Annotated in this window: 18 protein-coding genes; 8 read left to right on the top strand and 10 right to left on the bottom strand. The window is 38.6% G+C overall.

The features are described 5' to 3' along the window. Positions 1–127: 127 nt before the first annotated feature. A complete protein-coding gene (locus tag HMPREF0014_RS10460) occupies positions 128–814 on the bottom strand; it encodes a hydrolase (protein ID WP_004887601.1) in 687 nt (228 codons plus the stop codon). Positions 815–1,009: 195 nt separating this feature from the next. Here HMPREF0014_RS10460 and HMPREF0014_RS10455 point away from each other — a divergent pair, with 195 nt between their 5' ends. Further along, the gene (locus tag HMPREF0014_RS10455) at positions 1,010–1,900 is read left to right on the top strand and encodes a LysR family transcriptional regulator (protein WP_004887602.1); all 891 of its coding nucleotides are present in this window, start codon (positions 1,010–1,012) and stop codon (positions 1,898–1,900) included. Between the two features lie 39 nt (positions 1,901–1,939). Here HMPREF0014_RS10455 and HMPREF0014_RS10450 read toward each other — a convergent pair whose 3' ends face one another. Then, complete coding sequence (locus HMPREF0014_RS10450; RefSeq protein WP_006580986.1) at positions 1,940–2,689, bottom strand: GntR family transcriptional regulator; 750 nt, start codon at positions 2,687–2,689, stop codon at positions 1,940–1,942. Positions 2,690–3,087: 398 nt separating this feature from the next. On the opposite strand from HMPREF0014_RS10450, the gene HMPREF0014_RS10445 reads away from it, so the two are divergent. Both HMPREF0014_RS10445 and HMPREF0014_RS10440 read left to right on the top strand, forming a co-directional pair. After that, positions 3,088–4,557, top strand: a complete 1,470-nt coding sequence (locus HMPREF0014_RS10445; protein WP_004887604.1) for an NCS1 family nucleobase:cation symporter-1 — start codon at positions 3,088–3,090, stop codon at positions 4,555–4,557. Then, complete coding sequence (locus HMPREF0014_RS10440) at positions 4,554–5,288, top strand: aspartate/glutamate racemase family protein (RefSeq protein WP_004887605.1); 735 nt, start codon at positions 4,554–4,556, stop codon at positions 5,286–5,288. Before HMPREF0014_RS10445 ends, HMPREF0014_RS10440 begins: the two co-directional genes overlap by 4 nt. A gap of 67 nt (positions 5,289–5,355) precedes the next feature. Here HMPREF0014_RS10440 and tauD read toward each other — a convergent pair whose 3' ends face one another. The 4 genes from tauD to tauA are packed head-to-tail and all read right to left on the bottom strand — an operon-like array spanning position 5,356 to position 8,956. Beyond that, a complete protein-coding gene (gene tauD, locus HMPREF0014_RS10435; protein WP_004887606.1) occupies positions 5,356–6,237 on the bottom strand; it encodes a taurine dioxygenase in 882 nt (293 codons plus the stop codon). 8 nt (positions 6,238–6,245) lie between these two features. Further along, positions 6,246–7,115, bottom strand: coding sequence for a taurine ABC transporter permease TauC (gene tauC, locus HMPREF0014_RS10430; protein WP_004887608.1), 870 nt, complete (start codon positions 7,113–7,115; stop codon positions 6,246–6,248). Further along, the gene (locus HMPREF0014_RS10425; RefSeq protein ID WP_000114465.1) at positions 7,112–7,906 is read right to left on the bottom strand and encodes an ATP-binding cassette domain-containing protein; all 795 of its coding nucleotides are present in this window, start codon (positions 7,904–7,906) and stop codon (positions 7,112–7,114) included. Before HMPREF0014_RS10425 ends, tauC begins: the two co-directional genes overlap by 4 nt. Positions 7,907–7,915: 9 nt before the next feature. Next, positions 7,916–8,956: a taurine ABC transporter substrate-binding protein gene (gene tauA / locus HMPREF0014_RS10420; protein WP_006580984.1), complete on the bottom strand. Its 1,041-nt coding sequence runs from the start codon at positions 8,954–8,956 to the stop codon at positions 7,916–7,918. 441 nt (positions 8,957–9,397) lie between these two features. Here tauA and HMPREF0014_RS10415 point away from each other — a divergent pair, with 441 nt between their 5' ends. Further along, on the top strand, positions 9,398–10,582 hold the full coding sequence (locus tag HMPREF0014_RS10415; protein ID WP_004887613.1) for a hypothetical protein: 1,185 nt from the start codon (positions 9,398–9,400) through the stop codon (positions 10,580–10,582). A 61-nt stretch (positions 10,583–10,643) separates the two neighbouring features. Here HMPREF0014_RS10415 and HMPREF0014_RS10410 read toward each other — a convergent pair whose 3' ends face one another. The 4 genes from HMPREF0014_RS10410 to HMPREF0014_RS10395 form a co-directional block, all read right to left on the bottom strand. Continuing rightward, positions 10,644–12,110 carry an MFS transporter gene (locus HMPREF0014_RS10410; RefSeq protein WP_004887614.1) on the bottom strand — a complete coding sequence of 489 codons (1,467 nt, stop codon included), beginning with the start codon at positions 12,108–12,110 and terminating at the stop codon, positions 10,644–10,646. Between the two features lie 194 nt (positions 12,111–12,304). Next, a complete protein-coding gene (locus tag HMPREF0014_RS10405; RefSeq protein WP_004887616.1) occupies positions 12,305–13,696 on the bottom strand; it encodes an LLM class flavin-dependent oxidoreductase in 1,392 nt (463 codons plus the stop codon). Positions 13,697–13,875: 179 nt separating this feature from the next. Further along, positions 13,876–15,168, bottom strand: a complete 1,293-nt coding sequence (locus HMPREF0014_RS10400; protein WP_004887618.1) for an acyl-CoA dehydrogenase family protein — start codon at positions 15,166–15,168, stop codon at positions 13,876–13,878. 118 nt (positions 15,169–15,286) lie between these two features. After that, positions 15,287–16,105, bottom strand: coding sequence for a hypothetical protein (locus HMPREF0014_RS10395; protein WP_004887619.1), 819 nt, complete (start codon positions 16,103–16,105; stop codon positions 15,287–15,289). 654 nt (positions 16,106–16,759) lie between these two features. Between HMPREF0014_RS10395 and HMPREF0014_RS10390 the strand changes: the two genes are divergently transcribed. The 4 genes from HMPREF0014_RS10390 to HMPREF0014_RS10375 all read left to right on the top strand — a co-directional run bounded on the left by HMPREF0014_RS10390 (position 16,760) and on the right by HMPREF0014_RS10375 (position 20,868). Beyond that, positions 16,760–18,205 carry a cytochrome ubiquinol oxidase subunit I gene (locus tag HMPREF0014_RS10390; protein WP_004709299.1) on the top strand — a complete coding sequence of 482 codons (1,446 nt, stop codon included), beginning with the start codon at positions 16,760–16,762 and terminating at the stop codon, positions 18,203–18,205. Next, entirely contained in the window at positions 18,198–19,202 is a 1,005-nt protein-coding gene (cydB, locus tag HMPREF0014_RS10385) for a cytochrome d ubiquinol oxidase subunit II (RefSeq protein ID WP_006580981.1), read from the top strand. The genes HMPREF0014_RS10390 and cydB overlap by 8 nt, the downstream gene beginning before the upstream one ends. A gap of 14 nt (positions 19,203–19,216) precedes the next feature. Then, entirely contained in the window at positions 19,217–19,351 is a 135-nt protein-coding gene (locus HMPREF0014_RS10380) for a hypothetical protein (protein WP_000749814.1), read from the top strand. Between the two features lie 98 nt (positions 19,352–19,449). After that, the gene (locus tag HMPREF0014_RS10375; RefSeq protein WP_004887624.1) at positions 19,450–20,868 is read left to right on the top strand and encodes a PLP-dependent aminotransferase family protein; all 1,419 of its coding nucleotides are present in this window, start codon (positions 19,450–19,452) and stop codon (positions 20,866–20,868) included. Positions 20,869–20,972 lie beyond the last annotated feature (104 nt).

The raw sequence follows: 20,972 nt of genomic DNA, 5'->3' as shown, positions 1-20,972 counted from the left end.
CAATTACAATCTTTTTCAGATTTTGTCCTGCCTCGAACAGTTGCAGATGGCTTTTCCGCTTATCCAATATAGTCAAAAATCGAATAAATCAACTTAAATATCGAAATACCCTTAACTCAACTATTTCTTATTTTGCAGGAACTGGTGCAAGTACTTCGTGTTTTGAAGTTGTACGTTCAGGTGCCTTATGTACCATGGTATAAGCATAGTCCACACCCATACCGTAAGCCCCTGAATGTTCGCGTACAATTGCCATGACTGCATCATAAGTATCGCGATTTGCCCAATCACGTTGCCACTCAAGTAATACTTGTTGCCAAGTTACTGGAACAACACCTGCTTGAATCATACGTTGCATGGCATAGTCATGTGCTTCTTTCGATGTACCACCAGAGGCATCTGCGACCATATAAATTTCATAATCACCTTCAAGCATGGCACCAAAAGCAAAGGTGTTATTGCACACTTCAGTCCACAAACCTGAAACGATTACTTTTTTACGATTATTTTTTGCAAGTGAATCACGTACTTTTTGGTCATCCCATGAATTCATTGAAGTACGTTCTAGTAATGGAGCATCTGGAAATACGTCTAAAAGTTCTGGATAGGTATGACCAGAGAAGCTTTCAGTTTCAACCGTGGTAATAGTGACAGGAATATTGAATGTTTTAGCTGCTTTTGCTAACCCGACCGTATTATTTTTTAATACTTGGCGATCTATTGACTGTACCCCAAAAGCCATTTGTGGCTGATGATCAATAAAAATAACCTGACAATTCGTTGCTGATAGTTGTTCTAAAAGTGATTTATTCATGGGTAAACTCCATTATTCCTTAATTGAGGCTTTTAAAACTGCCTTCTGCTTATTATCAAAACAGATAAAAATGTAAAAACATAGACAGCAAATCAGCTCGAATCTGTATGCTGTACGAATACAATCAAAACAATGATTGCTTTTTAATTTTTATAGTTTAATCATTGATATATATTTTTTACCTTTCGCTTATCCATGGATCGATTAGACTGTATTTCCACTTTTGTAAGTGTCGTAGAACATGGGAATTTTAGTAGCGCAGCCAGAGCACTCGACATCTCTCGTGACTTAGTGGCCAAACGTGTTTGCTACCTTGAAAATGACCTTAGAACTACACTATTAACCAGAACAACAAGACAGATGAACCTGACCTCTTGTGGGGAAAAATTTTATCAACATAGCAAAGTCATTTTAAGTGAGTTTGAATGGGCTGCATATGAAATTAGCTACAATCAGCAGTACCCTGAAGGCGAACTCAAGCTTAATACACCAATGTCTTTTAGCAATATTTTTCTTCAACATATTATTTCAGACTTTATAGAGAAATATCCCAGCATTAAAATTGATTTATTCATGACTGATCAGCTATTAGACACGAATAATAATAAATTTGATTTAACAATCCGTGTTGATGGTTCTCCTCCAAATTTGGCAAATAGTAAAATTTTGAATACCTATCAACGATATTTATATGCAACGCCTGAGTATTTTAATCAGCATGGATTACCAGGCTCATTAGAAGAACTTAAAGAACATAAGTTTCTGATTTACTATCAAGATAGCCGACATAAAAAATTGATTTTTCAAAAAGATCACAAAGAAGTGTCTTTTAATTGCTTCCCTGTGATGACCTGTAATAATGGTGAATTATTATTAGATATGTGTCTAAAGAATCACGGTATTGTTTTTCTTCCAGAGTTTATTGCAGAGCCTTACTACAAAGAAGGTAAATTACAGAAGTGTTTAGAGGATTACACTAGTCAGCCACTTCACTTATATGTGACATGGCCAAACCGTAAGATTTTATCGAAGAAAGTAAAACTATTTATTGATTTTTTAACACGTCAAATCATTCCCATAAAATAACCAATCTGGGCCTTTTCCATAGGAATTGGCCCATGATTTTTAGTTAGTTTGAGGCATTTCAATCTTCTTATTTTTAAATAAATTTAATAAATTTTGCTCTGCAGACACTGTGCTGTTTTCTTCAATAAATGTAGTTGCGTAGTGTTCTAAATGCTCTTCCATCAATTGAGTTGCGCGCTTTTCATCGCCTTGTTCAATGGCTTCTAAAATTGCACGGTGTTCATCTGCCGAACAGTTATTATGTTTTGGAATCTCATACAATCCAATTAATAACGAAGTTCTCGCAATAAGCGTCTGCAAATAACTGGACATGATCGAATTTTGATTAGCTTCAATCAGCTTTAAATGAAATTGACCTGATAGCTTAATCCACTCAGCCCAATTTCCAGCTAAACGCTCTTTAGACTCTTGATCGACCAAGCCTCGAAGCTCACTAAAATCTAAGTGATGAGACTTTTGAGCCAGCTTTTTTACAGTGGCAATTTCAAGCATGCTGCGCGCTTCAAAGACCTCTTTTGTTTCATGAGCACTATGTTTTGCGATGAGTGCCCCACGATTGGGCTGAATTTCAATAACCTTATCATGGGCAAGTTTGACAAAAACACGTCTTAACACGCCTCGTGTTACACCGAAAGCTTCACATAAAGGTGCTTCAACTAAACGTGCACCAGGGGCAAGTTGTCGATTTAAAATAGCATCTACAATAGCGTTATATATATGGTCATCAATTTCATCATTGCTCATTTCTACGGCTTTTTTTGGTGCACTCGATGACATTGATTTCTCCATTTTTATTAACGTCTCCTCTTTTTAGAACTTTATCTATTTTGAATAGTGTAAGTTTAACTTAAGCATTTGGAAATATTTCTCTAACTTTCACAATATCTATACTGAGCTGAATAATTCAATATTAGATCTCTAAATATCTACTTATACACCTAAATTTATTTACTTTTTATAAAAAATTAAGCACGTCTCAGTTTATAAATTTGTCTATTCATATCCCGAAATCGTATCAAGCTAAATCACTCATCAATACTACATCTCAAGTTTGGCATAACTTTTGCTCAATGAATTGTGCACAATCTAAATAAAACATTGTGCACAATTTTAATTTCATTCTTTTAGTCAGTATTTCAAGCTGCTGAAGAACGTGCCCGCCCAACATAGGGAAGTGAGTGTTCAAGATGAATAATACCGAAGCAATAATTAAACCTTCTTATGATGCAAAGCTAACAAATCAAGACTTAGCTCCTTTAAAAAAGCAAACTTGGGGTGCTTATAATATTTTTGCCTTCTGGATGTCTGATGTTCATAGTGTCGGCGGTTATGTTATGGCTGGAAGCCTTTTTGCACTAGGGCTAAATAGCTGGCAGGTACTTCTATCTTTACTGATCGGCATTGCAATTGTTCAGTTTTTTACAAATCTGATTGCTAAGTCTAGCCAACAAACTGGTACACCCTATCCTGTGATTTGCCGTGCCACTTTCGGTGTGCTTGGTGCAAATATTCCTGCTGTTATCCGCGGTCTTATTGCTGTGGCTTGGTATGGCATTCAAACCTATCTGGCCTCAAGTGCTTTCTTATTGGTCATTTTAAAATTCTTTCCAGAATGGACAGCTTATGCCGATGCTTCAACTTACGGCTTTCTCGGGCTTTCCTATTTAGGATGGGTTGGCTTCATGCTGCTTTGGCTACTGCAAGCGATTGTTTTCTGGTCTGGCATGGACAGTATTCGTAAGTTCATTGACTGGGCGGGTCCGGCTGTCTACGTTGTAATGTTTGCGATGGCAGTATGGCTCATTTGGAAAGCTGGTTGGCAAAATATTGATTTAAACTTGAGTGGTGTTCAATACGACGGGTTTGCGGTTGTACCAGTCATGATTGGTGCTATTGCGCTTGTTGTTTCATATTTTTCAGGGCCTATGCTGAACTTTGGTGACTTTTCTCGTTATGGCAAAAGTTTTAATGCCATTAAAATGGGGAACTTTCTTGGACTACCGATTAACTTCTTAGGCTTTTCGTTACTTACTGTGGTGTGTATTGCGGCAACGCTTCCAGTATATGGCAAGCTCATTACCGACCCTGTCGAGATGGTTGGAAAACTTGATAATACATTTGTAGTCATTTTAGGTAGTTTGACCTTAATGATTGCTACCATTGGGATTAATATTGTTGCGAACTTTGTCTCACCTGCCTTTGATTTTTCTAATGTTTCACCAAGCAAAATTAGCTGGCGTATGGGTGGAATGATTGCAGCAGTAGGTTCAATTTTCATTACCCCATGGAATTTGTTCAATAACCCTCAAGTGATCCATTACACCATTGATATTTTAGGTGCATTTATCGGTCCACTTTTTGGTGTATTGCTCGCCGATTTTTACCTCGTTAAAAAACAGAAAATCGTGGTAGATGATTTATATACTTTAGATACTCAAGGCTCGTATTGGTACAAAAATGGTTATAACCACTCTGCTTTTTATGCCTTAATTCCAGCTTCATTAATTCCTATTCTCTGCGTACTTTTACCACAACTATCGGGGCTAGCTAATTTCACATGGTTTATTGGTATGGGATTTGGTTTTGTTATTTACCGATTTCTTAACCAACCGCTTAGCCATGCTAAATCAGCAATGACTAAGGTAAAAGTACAATGAAAATTAAAATTATTAATCCCAATACTACTCAAAGCATGACAGACAAAATTGCAGCATCAGCAAATATAGTTGCAGGTTCTGGTACTCAAATTATTGCTGTGAGTCCTCAAATGGGCCCTGCAACGATTGAAAGTTATTATGATGAAGCACTAAGTGCCGTAGGTGTGTTAGAGGAAATCCGCCAAGGTGAACAGCTAAATGTAGATGCCTATATCATTGCCTGTTTTGGTGATCCCGCGCTTTATGCTGCCCGTGAAATGACGTCAGCACCGGTGATTGGGATTGCCGAAGCAGCTATGCGAACTGCAAGTTATGTAAGTACTGGTTTTAGTGTGATCACCACCTTACAACGTACAGTGAATATGAGCTGGCATCTGGCTCATCGCTATGGTGCTCACCCCTTTTGCAAAAATGTTCGGGCATGTGACATTGCAGTTGAAGAGTTGGAGCTTCCTAACTCAGACGCTTATCGGACCATACGAGATGAGTGCAAAAAAGCGCTCGTTGAAGATAAAAGCGATGCGATTGTTTTGGGCTGTGCAGGTATGAGTGATTTATGTCTAAAGCTACAAAACGAGTTGGGAGTAATCGTTATTGACGGCGTTGCAGCAGCCGTTAAACAAGCTGAAATGTTAGTCCAGTTAAATTTAAAAACCAGCAAAATTGGTGATTGGGCTTCACCTCCTGTAAAGAACTACACAGGCATATTGTCAGGATTTGGAATGCGCTAAAGAGTTATTGTTTCAATTCCAGCTCAAAATTCAGAGTTGGAATTGAAACAAAGAATAATTAAAAGAATTAAGCCTCTGCTAACTCTGGCTGTTGTTCTTCTTTATAAAATGGCACATCACCATTAATAGTTGCGCGGTGCATAATTCGATGGGCATCGCCATAATCAAATAATGCTTTATGTTGTGTGCAACGGTTATCCCAAATCGCGACGTCACCGTCTTGCCATTTCCAGCGTAAATGAAATTGCTCTTGGGTCGCATGTTCAAACAAGAAATTAAGTAATTGCTCACTTTCTTGTTCAGGTAACTCATTAATATGTGTGGTAAAACCCTCACTTACGAACAACAAAGGCTCACCTGTAACCGGATGAGTACGCACCACTGGGTGAACCACTGGCGGGTTACGCTTAAAGGTTTGCAAAAGCTTTTCACGTTCTTCTTCGTTATGGGCAAAACGTTCAAGTGGAAAAGACTTACGAATATCGTGTGTTGCAGTTAAGCCACGCAATTTTTGCTGTAACTCAAGCGGGAGTCCTTTAAAAGCTGCTGTGTTGCTCGACCATAATGTATCGCCGCCTACAGGTGGAATTTTAATGGCTTGCAACACACAACCTAAAGGTGGAGTTTTACTAAAAGTCACATCTGTGTGCCAAAGTTCATTATCACGCAAATCTTGTTTCCAACTGTCGAGCACCATCACCTCAGGTACATCTTCAATTGAAGGATAAATCGGGTGCACATGTAAGGTGCCAAAACTACGTGCCAAGTCTGCTTGTACTTGTGGTGCTAATTGTTGCTTTCGAAAAAAAATGACCTGATGATCAAGCAAAGCCTGCTGGATTTGTTGCGTTGTCTGTTCATTTAACGCATTCAAATCAATATCGTGAATAATTGCGCCAATGGTAGGCTTGATCACTTCTATATTTAAGTTTGCCACTACTGTATTCATCTTCTTTACTACAACTGCTGACCATACCAAGGAGAAAACTGTTTTTGTAACCAACGTAAAAACAGCTCAAAACTAACTGCGACAATCGCAATCACAATAATGCCCAGAATCACCGTATCGGTAATTAAGAACTGCGCTGCCGATTGCACCATAAAACCAATACCGCGGTCCGCTGCAACCAATTCTGCTGCAACTAATGTTGACCAGCCCACCCCAAGACCAATACGAATACCGGTAATAATATGAGGTAAAGCCGTTGGTAAAATGACATGCCAAAAGACTTGTGACTGACTTGCCCCTAACGACAATGCCGCACGTTCACGATTCAACTGATGGCTTAATACACCGTGCGCACTACTAATAATCACAGGCGCCAAAATCGAGAAGAAAATCAAAAGTACTTTTGTGGTTTCGCCAATACCGAACCAAATCACGAGTAACGGCAAATAAGCTAACGGTGGAATTGGACGTAATAATTCAACCAAAGGATCTAGAACAGCGCGAACCCATTTGTTCAGCCCCATCCATAGACCTAGTGGTACACCAATCACTACGGCTGCAATCAAAGCCAAAAATACACGTGAGATACTGGCTGCCAAGTGTTGCCACAAAGTTGCCTTCATAAAGCCTTCTTGGCTAACCGATATAAATTTTTGCCATACTGCCTGTGGACTCGGTAAAAATAGTTCAGGTACAACATGCAAAGCAGTAATGAGGAACCAGAGTGCAACCACACTTCCTACACTGATTATGCTAACTGCCAAAGTGTGGTGCTTTTCAAAAAATGACGATAAAAATGAAGCTTTTTCTGTTTGCACATCTGGCTTAATTTTTAGCTCTGCTTTGTCATATTCATAGACGTTATCTTTAGTGTTCATGTAGGTAACGCCTCCTTACCGCTTTGTTTTTGTGCCCTTAAACTTTCAAACAGCTGTTCTCTGAGCTGAATAAATTGAGGGTCCGATTTAATTGAGCGAATAGACTCGCCCTGACGATATCGATTAGCAAAATCGAGATGTAGAGTTTCTACAATTTTGCCCGGGTGCGCTGTCATTAGTACCAGCTGATTGCTGAGCAATAATGCTTCTTCAATGTCATGAGTAATTAAAAAGAAGCTTTTATTTTGTTGAATCCATAAATCGAGCACTAACTGCTGCATGTTTTCACGCGTAAAAGCATCTAATGCGGCGAAAGGTTCATCTAATAAAATAAACGGCGCGTGACTGATCAAAGCTCTAGCAATACCAACACGTTGTTTCATACCACCGGAAAGCTCCCAGATATTGGCTTTTTCAACGTGACTTAAACCCACAATTTTTAAAATTGCGCTCACTTGTTTCTCAATCTCTGCACGCTTTAAACCTTTTAACTGCAAAGCGAAGCCAACATTATCTGCAACATTCAACCAAGGGAGTAAGGCGTGATCCTGAAATACAACAGCACGAGTTACATCTGGTCCAGTTACGACTTCATGATTTACAAGCACATCACCAGAACTCGGCTTTTGAAACCCTGCCAAGATATTAAGCAAAGTTGTTTTGCCACAACCCGACTCACCTAAAATCACGGTTAAAGAACCTTCTTCAATGGTTAGGTTAATGTCTTGTAAAACTGGCTTTTGCTGTTTAGGAAAAGTCAGATGAATATGTTTGGCTTCTAATACGCTCATGACAACTCCTTAAGGCTGCAAAAATGAAGAATTCACATTGCCTTTATAATCGGCTTTAAGTTGATCGACTTTGCCCTGACCTTTTAAGAATTTCGCTGTATCAAAAATATTTTGTGCGAATTCACCATCTAACGTTTGTTTTTGCTGAGCATGGTCAAGGTAAATATTTCCACTTAATAAAAGCGGGATATCTTTTGAATCAGAACCTGTGAGCTGCGCAATTTTTTGCAAGTTATCGGTATCTTTAACGTAAGAAGCTGGGTCTTGGTTATATTTTTCGAGTTGCTCTAGTGTGGTTTTAACAAAAGCTTTTAAGAAGTCAGGATTTTTCTCTGCAAAATCTTTACGTACAACCCATAAGTCATAAGTTGGAGCACCCCATTCACCGACTTGTTTCGAGTCAGTTAAAACCGTACCAGATGCTTTGGCTTTACTTAAAGCAGGTTCCCAAACATATGCTGCATCAATATCACCACGTTCCCACGCCGCTGAAATTTCAGGTGGACGCAAGTTAATAATTTTTACTTTGTCTTCTGGAATGTTCCAATGTTTAAGTGCAGACAAAAGGCTGTAATGGGTTGTTGAAACAAAAGGTACAGCAATGGTTTTGCCAATTAAATCTTGAGGAGTTTTAATGCCTGATTTATTACTTACCACGAGTGCTTCAGACGCACCAAGTTTTGAAGTAATTAAGAATACTTCAATTGGTAAATCACGGCTTGCCGCAGCAGCAAGTGGGCTTGAACCAATATTACCAAGTACGACATCACCTGATGCCAGAGCGTTAACAACGTCTGAGCCTGCATCAAATTTTTTCCATTTAATATTACGTTGACTATTTTTTTCGTAGTCTCCGTTAGCCTGTGCAACTTTGCTTGGGTCAACCCCTGTTTGATAAGCAATCACGACAGGTTTGTTGTCACGAACTGAAGCACTTGTATTATTGTCTTTTTTATTTTGCCATACGATAAATGCAACTATTGCTACAACCACAATTGCCGTGATAATCAACGGTTTGGTCTTTGTGCTCATAATTTCATGATCTTTCAATAATATAAGCTCATGGTATGCAGCTGGCTTTATAATGAAAAATAAAAAAATATGAGTTGCTTATCTATTTTTGATAAATAACTTTTTCATATAAGTTTTTATCTTTTGGTAAAAAGCAAATATCAAGCAAACTTACAGATTAGCCATAAAATTAAAATACTTATATATCAATAATTAAAAAGGATATTCAAAAAACACATGATGAGAAAAACCTGACATACCTACTCTAATTATTTTATCCTACTCATTTCGTCATTTTTATTTTTTGCTTATCGCATCCAGAGTTTTGCATCTAATTAATTTTCATTCTTTTATATAAACTTAAGATTTTATTATCTTTTTATCTTAAAACTTCTGCAAATATTAAGATTTGGACAAATCTTTTTCTGGTTTATACATGACGCAAATTTAATTTTTATTTTTAAGAGGAGAAAAATTCTTTTGTTTAAACATTCTCAATTTTTGAAAAAAACATTAATTACAGCGTCTTTAATTACATTTAGCCTTTCAAGTCATGCGGCTCTCACCTTTGGTAATGCTGAAGAAGGTCAACTTAAAGTGAGTGGTACTGTTCGAGCTAAATATGTTTATGATTTTGACTCTGACCCCACTACCAGTAAATTTTCCTTTAATGACGCGGTATTATGGCTAGATTACAACTCCCCAAAATGGATTGGCCGCCTAGATTATCGGGTTTATGAATATTACGGGCGTTTAGGCGATGCCAATTGGCTTACCGATGCGTGGTTGGGTTATAAAATTAATGACAATAGTAAAATTATTGCTGGCTTAAACCCCGTTCCTTTTGGCTTGGGTCGCTTTTGGGGAAATACTTATTATTTAGGCATTGCCAATAGTGCTGGTTGGGAAGATGTACACAACCTTGGGGTGAAATATGATTTCAATGATGGAATCAATGAAGCACAACTCGCCTTTTATCCTACCGATGGTGGCACCTATAGAGGTAAAAGCAAAGACTCGAGTCGATTTAGTATCAACCCTGTCAATGCAGATGACTCAGTACCACAAGGTACCAATACCAAAGAAAAGAACTCCATTGTTGTTCGTGGTGCTCATACCTTTAAGAATGTATTAGGCCAAGAAAATTTCTCTACCCAACTGGGCGCCTCTGCATGGTATTCCACCATTGAAAATAAACGTTCAGGGCAAGATGGCGATCGCCAAGTCTATTCAGTTTTTAGCAATACCAATTATAACCAATGGAATTTACAGCTTTTGGCTGGTTATCAAGACATTGATAATGCCGACAATGAATATAAAGATCATCTGACTTTGGGCGGTTTCGATTATTCATTTAATTCGGCAACCAAAGGTCAGATTTATTCAGCCGAACTGAGCTATCTATTTCCTCAGCAGTTTGGACCAATTACTTCTGTTCGCCCGTATTTAAACTATAGTTCTTATCGAAAAGAGCAAGATGGCTTTAAAGATTCAACCCGTTTTATTCCCGGCATTGCCTTTAACTATCAAAAATTGACAGTACAAGCTGAGTTACTAATGGGTAAACATGATCCATATCTAGGAGACAGTGAAGGCCTTGCGGCTGGTGGAACTAATGATAAATGGAATAAAAAAGCATTTGTAATTTTTGCTTATTACTTCTAACTCGAAAAATAAAGGCCAACAGATGTTGGCCTTTGTTTTTATCTAGATATTTATTTTTACTCTAATCGATTACTGGTGAATTATTGAGAGGAAGTTCTGTTTTATCTTCATCTATAACATCGACATCTTGGGCGGTAGGCTCAAACTTAATCAGTAGCCCAATCACAATTAAAGGAATAAACGCAAAAATAGAAATAATCAGGTAAACATCAGTTTTATATCCCGCCATCCAGATTGGTAAAACAAACAAAGCAATTGCTTGAGCAACACCCGTTACTGCACGGTTAAAGCCAACACCAACACCACGAATCGAAGCTGGATAAGCCATAGTTGGATAAACCATCATTTGTGCACCTGGCCCAAAACCTTCAGCAAAAAGCCACAAACCGAGCATGCCAATTGCGGTGTAGAGTAAAAAGCTATTACCCGGTTCACCAATGAATGCTAAGGCAATGAGGGCTATAAACTGGAGTAAAAAGCCTGTAAGCAACACATGACGAGATTTAAATCTGCTAGCAACAAATACACCTAACAGCCCGCCCGTAAATGCAAACAGCAAATTGAGTCCGAGTGTTGTAGTAAGGGTCGTCAAGACATCTGTATGAAAGAATCGCGTTAAAATAGAAGGTAAAAAGAAGGCAATGGTCGTGTACTGAAATGCCACCGAAATATGAATCACAATGGCCACAATAGTTCTTGGCAAATAGGTTTTATTAAATAAAACCGCAAACCCCTCGCGCTTTTTCTTTTCAGCAGTTCTTTCTACTTTTTCAACTGTAGCGACTGCATTAATTGCATAGGAATCTTGTAGAACTTTAGCTGCATCTTTTAAATCGCCTTGATTTGCAAGCCAAATGGGTGATTCAGTTAAATATTTACCACGAATAAAAATAATGAGTAACGCTGGCACTGCTCCAAAAATTAAAGATGCTCGCCATAGCCAGTTGCTATGCTCAGGGGGTAAAAGAAAATAAAGCGCCAGAACTAGACCAAAACAGACCGAAGAAGCGGCATACCACATTGGGCACCATGCAGCTAAACGCGCTGCCTTGTTGCTACTCCCGTTAAATTTGGAAAACTCAGATAAGTATGACATTGCCACCGGCAAATCAATACCAACACTAATTCCCATAATAAATCTGGCTAAAATCAAAACCCAGACATTCGGTGCAAAACCAGCAACAATTGCAGCAATGACAAAGAGCACCATGTCCGCCATAAAGACCCGATAACGGCCAATTTTATCTGTCAGCCAACCACCAATCAGGTTACCAACAATGGTTCCGCAGACAATTGCTGAAGCCACCACACCAGTCATGACAGGGCTTAAAGAAAACTCTGAGATAACTTGCTCAATACCAAAGGACAGCGTTGTTAAATCATAGGCATCAATAAACACCCCAATCAGCGCCAACCAAATAACTTTATTCGATTTACCCTTCCCTGCAAATTTTGAAATTAATTGTGAAACATCATCGGGAGATTTAATTTCATAACGATGGTTATGATCGAGTTCTTGTGTGCTCACTTAATAATTCCTAAACTTTAATAACAGGAACAAAATAATGATTATTCACATAATACAAAAACAAATTAATCTGATGTTTTAATCTAAATTATAGAATTATCTTTTCATTATTAACTCAGCAGTAAAACCGATATAAAAAGACAAAATAAAAGCTGGTATTTAACCAGCTATTTATTTAAAGAATTTCCAAAATATTAACTCGCCTCAGCAAGTTTCAGCTCTTTTAGATTACGATATTTTGCACCGCGGTGATTTTCAGGCAAATATGGCCCAGCACCAAATAATTTTTCTCTTAATGTTCCTTGTGCATACGAAGTTTGATATACCCCTCGTTTTTGCAACTCCGGAACAATAAACTCAACCACATCGGCAAAGGTTTGATGAGCCAAAATATAGGCAAGGTTAAAGCCATCGACATCTGTATCTTCAACCCATTGCTGTAGAGCATCCGAAACGGTTTCTCCCGAACCCACTAACACAGGCCCATTACCGCCTAAGCTGTTCCAGTTTGCAATTTCTTCAATGGTCCAAACACGTTCTGGATCTGCATTTACATAAGAATCTAATAAAGATTGAATGGCGTTGGTTTGAATATATTCAACTTTATCGGTGGGTTGATATGGTGAAAAATCAACACCCGACCAGCCAGATAGCAATGTTAAAGCGCCATCGTAGCTTCCATAGCTTTGATATTCTTTAAACTTAGCCTGTGCTTTTGCATCGGTTTCATCAGTGACAATCGACAAAAGTGCATAAATTTTAACTGAGTACGGGTCGCGGCCTTCTTGAGCCAATTTTTGGCGAATGCCCTGTACCACTTTTTTAGTGGCAATTTTAGACGGCGCCGCTATGAATACGCACTCGGCATTTTGACTGGCAAACTTCTGCCCGCGTGAAGATGCACCTGCTTGGTAAAGTACTGGTGTTCTTTGCGGTGATGGTTCACAAATATGGATGCCCGGTACAGTAAAGTATTTACCTTCGTGCTGAATTGGATGCACTTTTTTATGGTCAGCAAAGATACCGCTTTCACGGTCACGAAGTACCGAACCTTCTTCCCAAGAACCTTCCCAAAGTTTGTAAAGGACTTCTAAGTATTCATCAGCAATATCATAACGATTGTCATGATTGACCTGAGTTTTCAGGCCCAAGTTTTTCGAACCACTTTCCAAATAAGACGTCACGATATTCCAACCCACTCGCCCTTTGGTTAAATGGTCTAGCGTGCTAATACGCCTAGCAAAAGGATAAGGATGTTCAAAGGAAATAGAGGTAGTGACACCAAAACCCAAGTGCTTTGTGACTGCTGCCATCGCAGGCACGATCTGTAGCGGATCATTGACTGGAACTTGTACTGCACCGGTTAAGGCATGTTCAGCACTTTGATGATAAACGTCATAAATACCAAGCACATCTGCAATAAAAATACCGTCAAAAAAACCACGCTCAAGAATTTGTGCTAAATCTGTCCAATATTCTAAATCTTTATATTCAACAGATCGATCTTGAGGATGTCGCCATAATCCAGGAGATTGGTGGGCAATACAATTCATTTCAAAAGCATTAAAACTAATTTTCTTAGTCATAAAATATCAACCAGCATTTTATTTAATTTTTATACTAAAGCAATTTTTACATTTTCTTTATAATATATACCCCAAACAAAATATGATTTTATTCTAATAGATTTTTATAATTTAATTTTAATAATCAAAATAATATTAAGCCGCTAAAAGTAGCAGCTTAATATCTATATTATCAATTATTATTTAGTGACATTGCCTATTCGCCATTGATACGGTGGTAATGTACCGTTCACACTAAAATCACCAATAATTCGATTTTTAAATACTCTCGGGTTATGTGAAGATAAAGTTCGTACGTTACGCCAATACCGATCTAGACCTAAATCTTTGTCTGTTGCAGAAGCACCCAAAGCATCAAATAAAATTGTAGAGGCATTTAAAATTAGATCGGTAATGACCGTTTGGGACTGCGCACTTTCAAGCTCGGCAAGTGCATTTTGCTCTTCTTCAAATTGCTCATTATTTTGAAATGCAGCTAAGTAAGCACGCTGTAAGCTTTGTGCAACTTTTTCAACAATCGCTCCTGCACTATAAGCTGCGCCACGAATTTGTCCTACGACTTGTAAAATTTGGGGATCTTGTTTTACAAATTGAGCATTTGCATGCGTGTAGTTTCGGGTACGTTTTGCTACAGCTTGAGAAACATCATAGGTTGCAGCACGCCCTAGACCTGTAATGATTGCCAGTTGGACCAGTTGATAATAAGCCGCCGAATATTTAAAACGGTCATCGTCAGGTAAAATTTCAGCTTCATCGACCAATACATCATGGAAATATGCCGTACCACTTGCAGTGAGCTGCTGTCCAAAGCCATTCCAGTCATCGACAATTTCGACGCCTTCATCTTCACGGCGAACAACAACTGAGCCAGACTCTCCTTTTAAATCTGTTACCCCAACATCCACCCAGTCTGCATATAGGCTCCCTGTGGTGTAGTATTTTTTGCCTTTAACGCGAATTTTTCCGTCACTGTCTCGATATAAATGTGTTTCAAACTGATCGATTGACTCTTTGCCGCCTTCAGACCATGCACTACCGACAGTTTCCCCATTGGCAATTCGGCTCAGCCAACGCTGTTGAAACGCTTTATCTTTACTTACCAAGACATCCTCAGTAAAACCAAAATGCACACGTAAAGCTTGCGGTAAGTTTGAGTCGGCCTCTGCAAGTTCAATAAGCAATGCAAATAGTTCAGGAATAGTTGCATCAAAACCACCATGAGCTTTTGGAAGTCGTAACCGTGTAAAGCCAATATCTTTGAGCCACTGAAGTTGCTCATACGGCAAAATATGCTGCTGTTCACGGATTAAAGCCCCTTCTTTAATACGGGCAAACGTCGGTCTGAAGTTACTTGCCAATTCATCATAACGTGGTGACGGCCCCTCACCCCATACCCGCGAAATGATTGAAGCCTGGCTCAGTGCAGCGTGAGTTAATGAACCGAGATGATGCTCAAAATTTAAATTTGTCATGTAAGTAAAACCAATATTGCTTTGCTTTTACCATAAAATATTTATTTCACATGAAAACGATTATTTTTTTATAACAGTATTCAATCTTGATATAACACCAATTAAAAGCATGACAGCCCTAAGCGATCTCTTTCTTGGTAAGACTATGCTGACTTTGCAATAAGGTTTGCATATATTCTGAATAGACAGAAAGTTTTTCGAAAATATGCTCTGAATAAAACATATCATCGATTAAGTGCGTCATTTGACTAGTAGTAAAGGTATCGCATAGCCCGACCAGTGCTGCATTCATTTGCGCAAAATGAGCACATAACTGTACATATGCTTCATCTTTATTTTTAAATAATAATTTTCGCATATCCAACTGATCTACACCTTTTAGACCCTCATCTTTTACGACTTTTACCCAATGAATTTTTATTTTTAAGAACTGTTCAAGTTGCTTTAAAGCCTCTAAATCAAGCTCTAAATGGGTGATTAAAAAAACTGTAGAGATATCACTTCGGCACAATGCTTTGATTAATTTTAAATAAATAAAGTCAGCTTCTCCCATCTCTATTAATTCTAAATCAAGATATATTTTTAGGCTTTCTAAAACTTCATCTATCTTAAATACGACCTTCTTGTCTGCTTGATAGTATTTATTCAGAATAGTAAGCACAGGTGGTGTTGCAGGTGTTGTATAAATAGCAGCCTTGTTTAAGTTCGCAAAAATAAATGGCGAGAATAGATAAGCCAGACTACTTTGCTGTGGCTCAATATGCGACTGAATTAAATACACGATTTGAGTTTTAGAAAAATCCCTGAGTACTTTCGCTCTAAGTAGGGTTGCTTCAAGATTCACATAAGACTGTTCCAACTGATCTACTACCGAAGTGGAAATAGACTGATTTTTAATAATTTTATGAATGATATTCAGTTGAGACGTGATAAACATTTTTTAACATCCAAGCTATTTTAGAAGCGCTACACTTACACTTAGGTCTTTAAGAAACACGCAGCAACCGGACCCTACGCAAAACAACAATGGAAATAGAAAAGAAGAACATAATCATGTGCTTAAATAAAATCTAAAGCAGCGTTCACATTGAGTCTTGAAAGTTGGTTTAGGTCGACGGTAAATCCTGTTCATTTTTATTCTGAACTTTAGAGGACTGAATATATAGCTACAGATGATTGAAAAAAAACTATAGCACACCTTCGAAACCATACTGAACTGTTATAGTTTTATAAAAAATTTCTGTATCTACATATACAAATAGAGCGAGTGCATGATTAAGAAAACTTCTTAAGGTAGGTAGTTTTCATGAGACGATCTATTGCATATCGCCAGATATTTCATCAATGTTTCAATGCAACATGCATTTTTACAAATGCAACATCAAGCATAAACTTTGCTAACAGATTGAAAACAATCAATCGCCCTATTCTATTGAAATATCAAGCAATTATATTGCTTTACCCTGTTGGCATTTTACTTGCTAAGAACATTTATCACAGAAGTAAGTTTAATCGCCAGAGTACTTTTTTGCCTGAAAATAAGTATTTAACTCATTCAATCATCATCAGCTAGTTCACAGGGGGAAAGTTTATGAGCCTCGGTCTAACCGCTCTAGAATTAGCGCGAATACAATTTGCTTTCACAGTATCCTTCCATATTATTTTTCCGGCCACATCCATCGGACTTGCCTGCTTTTTGGCAGTTTTAGAGTGGAAATGGTTAAGAACGCAAAACCCAATTTATAAAGATCTATTTAAATACTGGATTAAGATCTTTGCTGTTGCGTTTGGTATGGGAGTGGTTTCCGGTGTCGTAATGAGCTATCAGTTTGGTACCAACTGGAGTGAATTTTCACGAGTAGCCGGAAGTATTACTGGTCCTTTACTTACCTATGAAGTGTTAAGTGCCTTCTTCTTAGAAGCAGGTTTCTTAGGCATTATGCTGTTTGGCTGGGGCCGTGTTGGTCCTAGAGCCCATTTCTTTGCAACGCTTATGGTTGCCATCGGAACATGTATTTCAATGTTCTGGATTTTATCGTCCAATAGCTGGATGCAAACACCGCAAGGTTTTGCCATCGAAAATGGCATTATTGTGCCAAAAGACTGGCTAGCTATTGTCTTCAACCCGTCCTTCCCTTACCGCTTTGCACATATGGGTGCTGCTGCCTTCTTGGTTTCATCTTTATTGGTGGTGGGAACATCTGCTTGGCACTTGGTAAAAGGTCGTCGTGATGAATTGGTTAAAAAATCATTCTCGATGGGTCTTTGGATGGTGCTTGTGACTTCTTGTTTACAAGTGGTGATTGGCGATAACCACGGTTTAAATACTCGTGAGCATCAGCCTGCCAAACTTGCTGCAATGGAAGGTCACTGGGAAACCAATCATAACGAGCCTATGCCGTTACTGTTATTTGCCATTCCAGATATGAAAGAAGAACGAAATCACTTTGAAGTGGGTGTTCCATATTTGGGTAGTTTAATTTTGACTCACAGTTTAGATGGGCAAGTGACTGGCTTAAAAGAATTCGCACCTGAAGATCGTCCAAACTCGACCATTATTTTCTGGAGTTTCCGAGTCATGGTGGGACTTGGCGTTCTTATGGTCACCTTGTCACTTATTGCTCTTTGGCTGCGTAAAAGTGGAAAACTCTATGAAACATCATGGTTTCATAAATTTGCTGTAGTGATGGGGCCTGCAGGTTATGTCGCAATGCTGGCTGGGTGGATTACTACCGAAGTAGGCCGTCAACCTTGGGTGGTATACGGCATTATGCGCACCAAAGATGGTTTATCGCATACTGTTTCGGCAGATCAGGTGGGTCTAAGTCTTTTTATTTTTGTTGTGGTTTACACCATCGTTTTCGGTAGTGGTATCTACTACACCTTAAAACTCATTAATAAAGGCCCTGTATTTATCGACACACCAAATATGGAAACAGGTGGCGTAGGTCACTTCAAAACACCGATGCGTCCACTTAGTGCAGTCGATGAAAATATTGACAGCAAACAAAACTCTGGGGAGAACCGTCATGATTGATCTTTCTTTAATATGGGTCGGTATTATCGGTTTAGGTGTTTTAATTTACGTGGTCATGGATGGCTTTGACTTAGGAATCGGGATTATGTTTCCCTTCATTAAGAATAGCCAAGAACGTGACGTGATGATGAATACCGTTGCTCCTGTCTGGGATGGCAATGAAACCTGGATGGTACTTGGGGGTGCTGGCTTGTATGCAGCCTTCCCACTGGTCTATTCAACGGTTTTATCTGCGCTCTACCTGCCTATTATTTTCATGGTGATTGCCTTGATTTTCCGTGGAGTTGCTTTTGAATTCCGTTTTAAAGCTCATCGAACCAAACATCTTTGGGACCTAGCTTTTATTTGGGGTTCGGTTTTAACAAGCTTCCTCCAAGGGATTATTTTAGGTGCCTATATTCAAGGCATTAAAACCGAAAACGGTATTTTTGCCGGTGGTCCTTTTGACTGGCTTACTGCATTCTCCATTTTCACAGGTATTGGTGTAGTTGCGATGTATGCCACTTTAGGCTGCGGTTGGCTCATTTTGAAAACTGAAAAAGGCTTGCAGCAACGTATGTATGAGCTTATGCCAAAGTTAATTATTGCGCTGCTCATTATCTTTGGTGCCGTTAGCTTATATACACCTTTAACACACCCTGAAATTGCAGATCGCTGGTTCTCTTTACCAAATCTGTTCTATTTTAGTCCTGTGCCTATTTTGGTCTTATTGTTTGTTGGCCTGATTTTATCAGCATGTAAAGAGCAGCAGGACCATAAACCATTTATATATACCTTGGCATTGGTCTTCCTTGCCTTTACTGGTTTTGTAATTAGCTTATGGCCAAATATCATTCCACCATCAGTTACGATTTGGCAGGCGGCAGCGCCTCATTCCAGCCAGATGTTTGCTTTAGTGGGTGCACTTATTCTGATTCCAATCATTATTACTTATACGGTTGTGTCTTACTGGGTATTCCGTGACAAAGTTCGTGTAGGTGATGAAGGTTATCATTAAGGTCCGGGGGTGTTATGAAAAAGTCGTCAGTTAAACTCAGTCAAACCCAATGGTTTATTCTGTTATGGCTTGGTGGTTTTTTAGCCTTAGCTGTGATTGCAGGTTTGTTTAAAGTGATATTGATTTATGCTGCCCCTTACTTAAAGTAAACCCATCCTTATAAAAAAATGCCGTTTGTAGATTCTACAAGCGGCATTTATTATGGGTTCAGTGCATCTTTTATTTTATTCTTTCGTGCAGCTCATACATGTATAAATCAGAACAACTCGCGCATAGCATTCGCCAACTTATTGAAAGTGGTACTTTAAGTGCACATGAGAAATTACCTTCATTAAGAGATCAGGTCCAACGTTCTGGGTTTAGCTTAATGACTGTGATGAATGCTTACCAAGAACTTGAATCACAAGGGCTGATCTATTCAAAGGAAAAGTCTGGCTACTTCGTTGCCGAGCAAATTGCACTAAAGCCACTCGAGCAATATTCAGTTGTTTCACTAAACTCTAAAATCGAAATTAACTCATTAGTTTTTAAATACCTTAAGTCAATTCAACATGAATCTGTCGTAGCTTTTGGTTCAGCTTTTCCAGATAGTCAGCTTTTAGCTGCTCCCAAACTTATTCAAATTATGGGACAACTTGCTCGGCAAAGACAAAGCTATGACCAGACAGCAAGCCTACCTCCCGGTAATTTAGCGTTAAGAAAACTGATTGCTCAACGCTACTGTATGCAAGGCATACAGACCGATCCAGATGACATTGTCATTACATCTGGAGGATTAGATGCACTCAATCTTTCTTTACAAGCAGTTGCTAAACCGGGTGACTATATTTTATTGCAACAAACCGTGTTTTACGGTGCTTGGCAGGCTGCTGAACGTTTAGGACTTAAGGTCATTACCATTCCCGAACATCCTCAATATGGTTTTGACTTAGAAGCTTTTGAGCAAGTTATTCAAACATATCCTATCAAGGTGTGTTGGCTCATGCTGAATACCCATAACCCGATTGGATTTACGGTCAGTGATGAGATTAAATATAAAATTGCCAAACTACTTCATGAACACCAGATTTACTTAATTGAAGATGATGTGTATGAAGAGCTTTATTATGGCGGGCAAAAACCACTTTCGATGAAGTATTTTGACCAACAAAATCTGGTACTGCACTGCTCTTCATTTTCTAAAACTTTAGGGGCAGGTTTTCGGGTAGGTTGGGTCTATGCGGGTAAATTTTCGGACCATATCCAACACTTGCAGCTCATGAGTACTATTTCAGTGAATGCACTCATCCAAAATGCCTTGGTTGAGTTCTTGTCTCATCATCATTATGAAAAGCATTTGCGCACACTTAGACTTTCACTTGAACGTTATAAAAAGCAGTTTTACCACTATTTGAAGCAACATCTGCCACCGAGTTGCGAGATTTATTATTATCCAAGCGGTTATTTTCTATGGGTTAAATTGCCTTATAAGCTTGATAGCATGCAAATTTATGAAGAACTCATCCAACGAGACATTGGCGTTGCCCCAAGCCCACTCTTTAGTGTTTTACCCGCACAGCAACATTATTTAAGAATCAATTGTTCATTTGAGTGGAACGAAAAAATTCAAGTTGCTTTAGATCAAGTCATCAAAACTATTCAACAAAGAGTTGAAGCAGGTTTATAAGAAGGTACGACGCCTTAATGAAATCGAGAGAATACAAACAACATCCCCTATGTAAATGGACTTATTTAGGGAAATTGGGGCTTCGACTGTTTTGTATCAAACTA

Source organism: Acinetobacter sp. RUH 2624, assembly GCF_000162375.2.
Taxonomy (GTDB): domain Bacteria; phylum Pseudomonadota; class Gammaproteobacteria; order Pseudomonadales; family Moraxellaceae; genus Acinetobacter; species Acinetobacter nosocomialis.
This window is presented reverse-complemented; position numbering and strand designations above follow the sequence as displayed.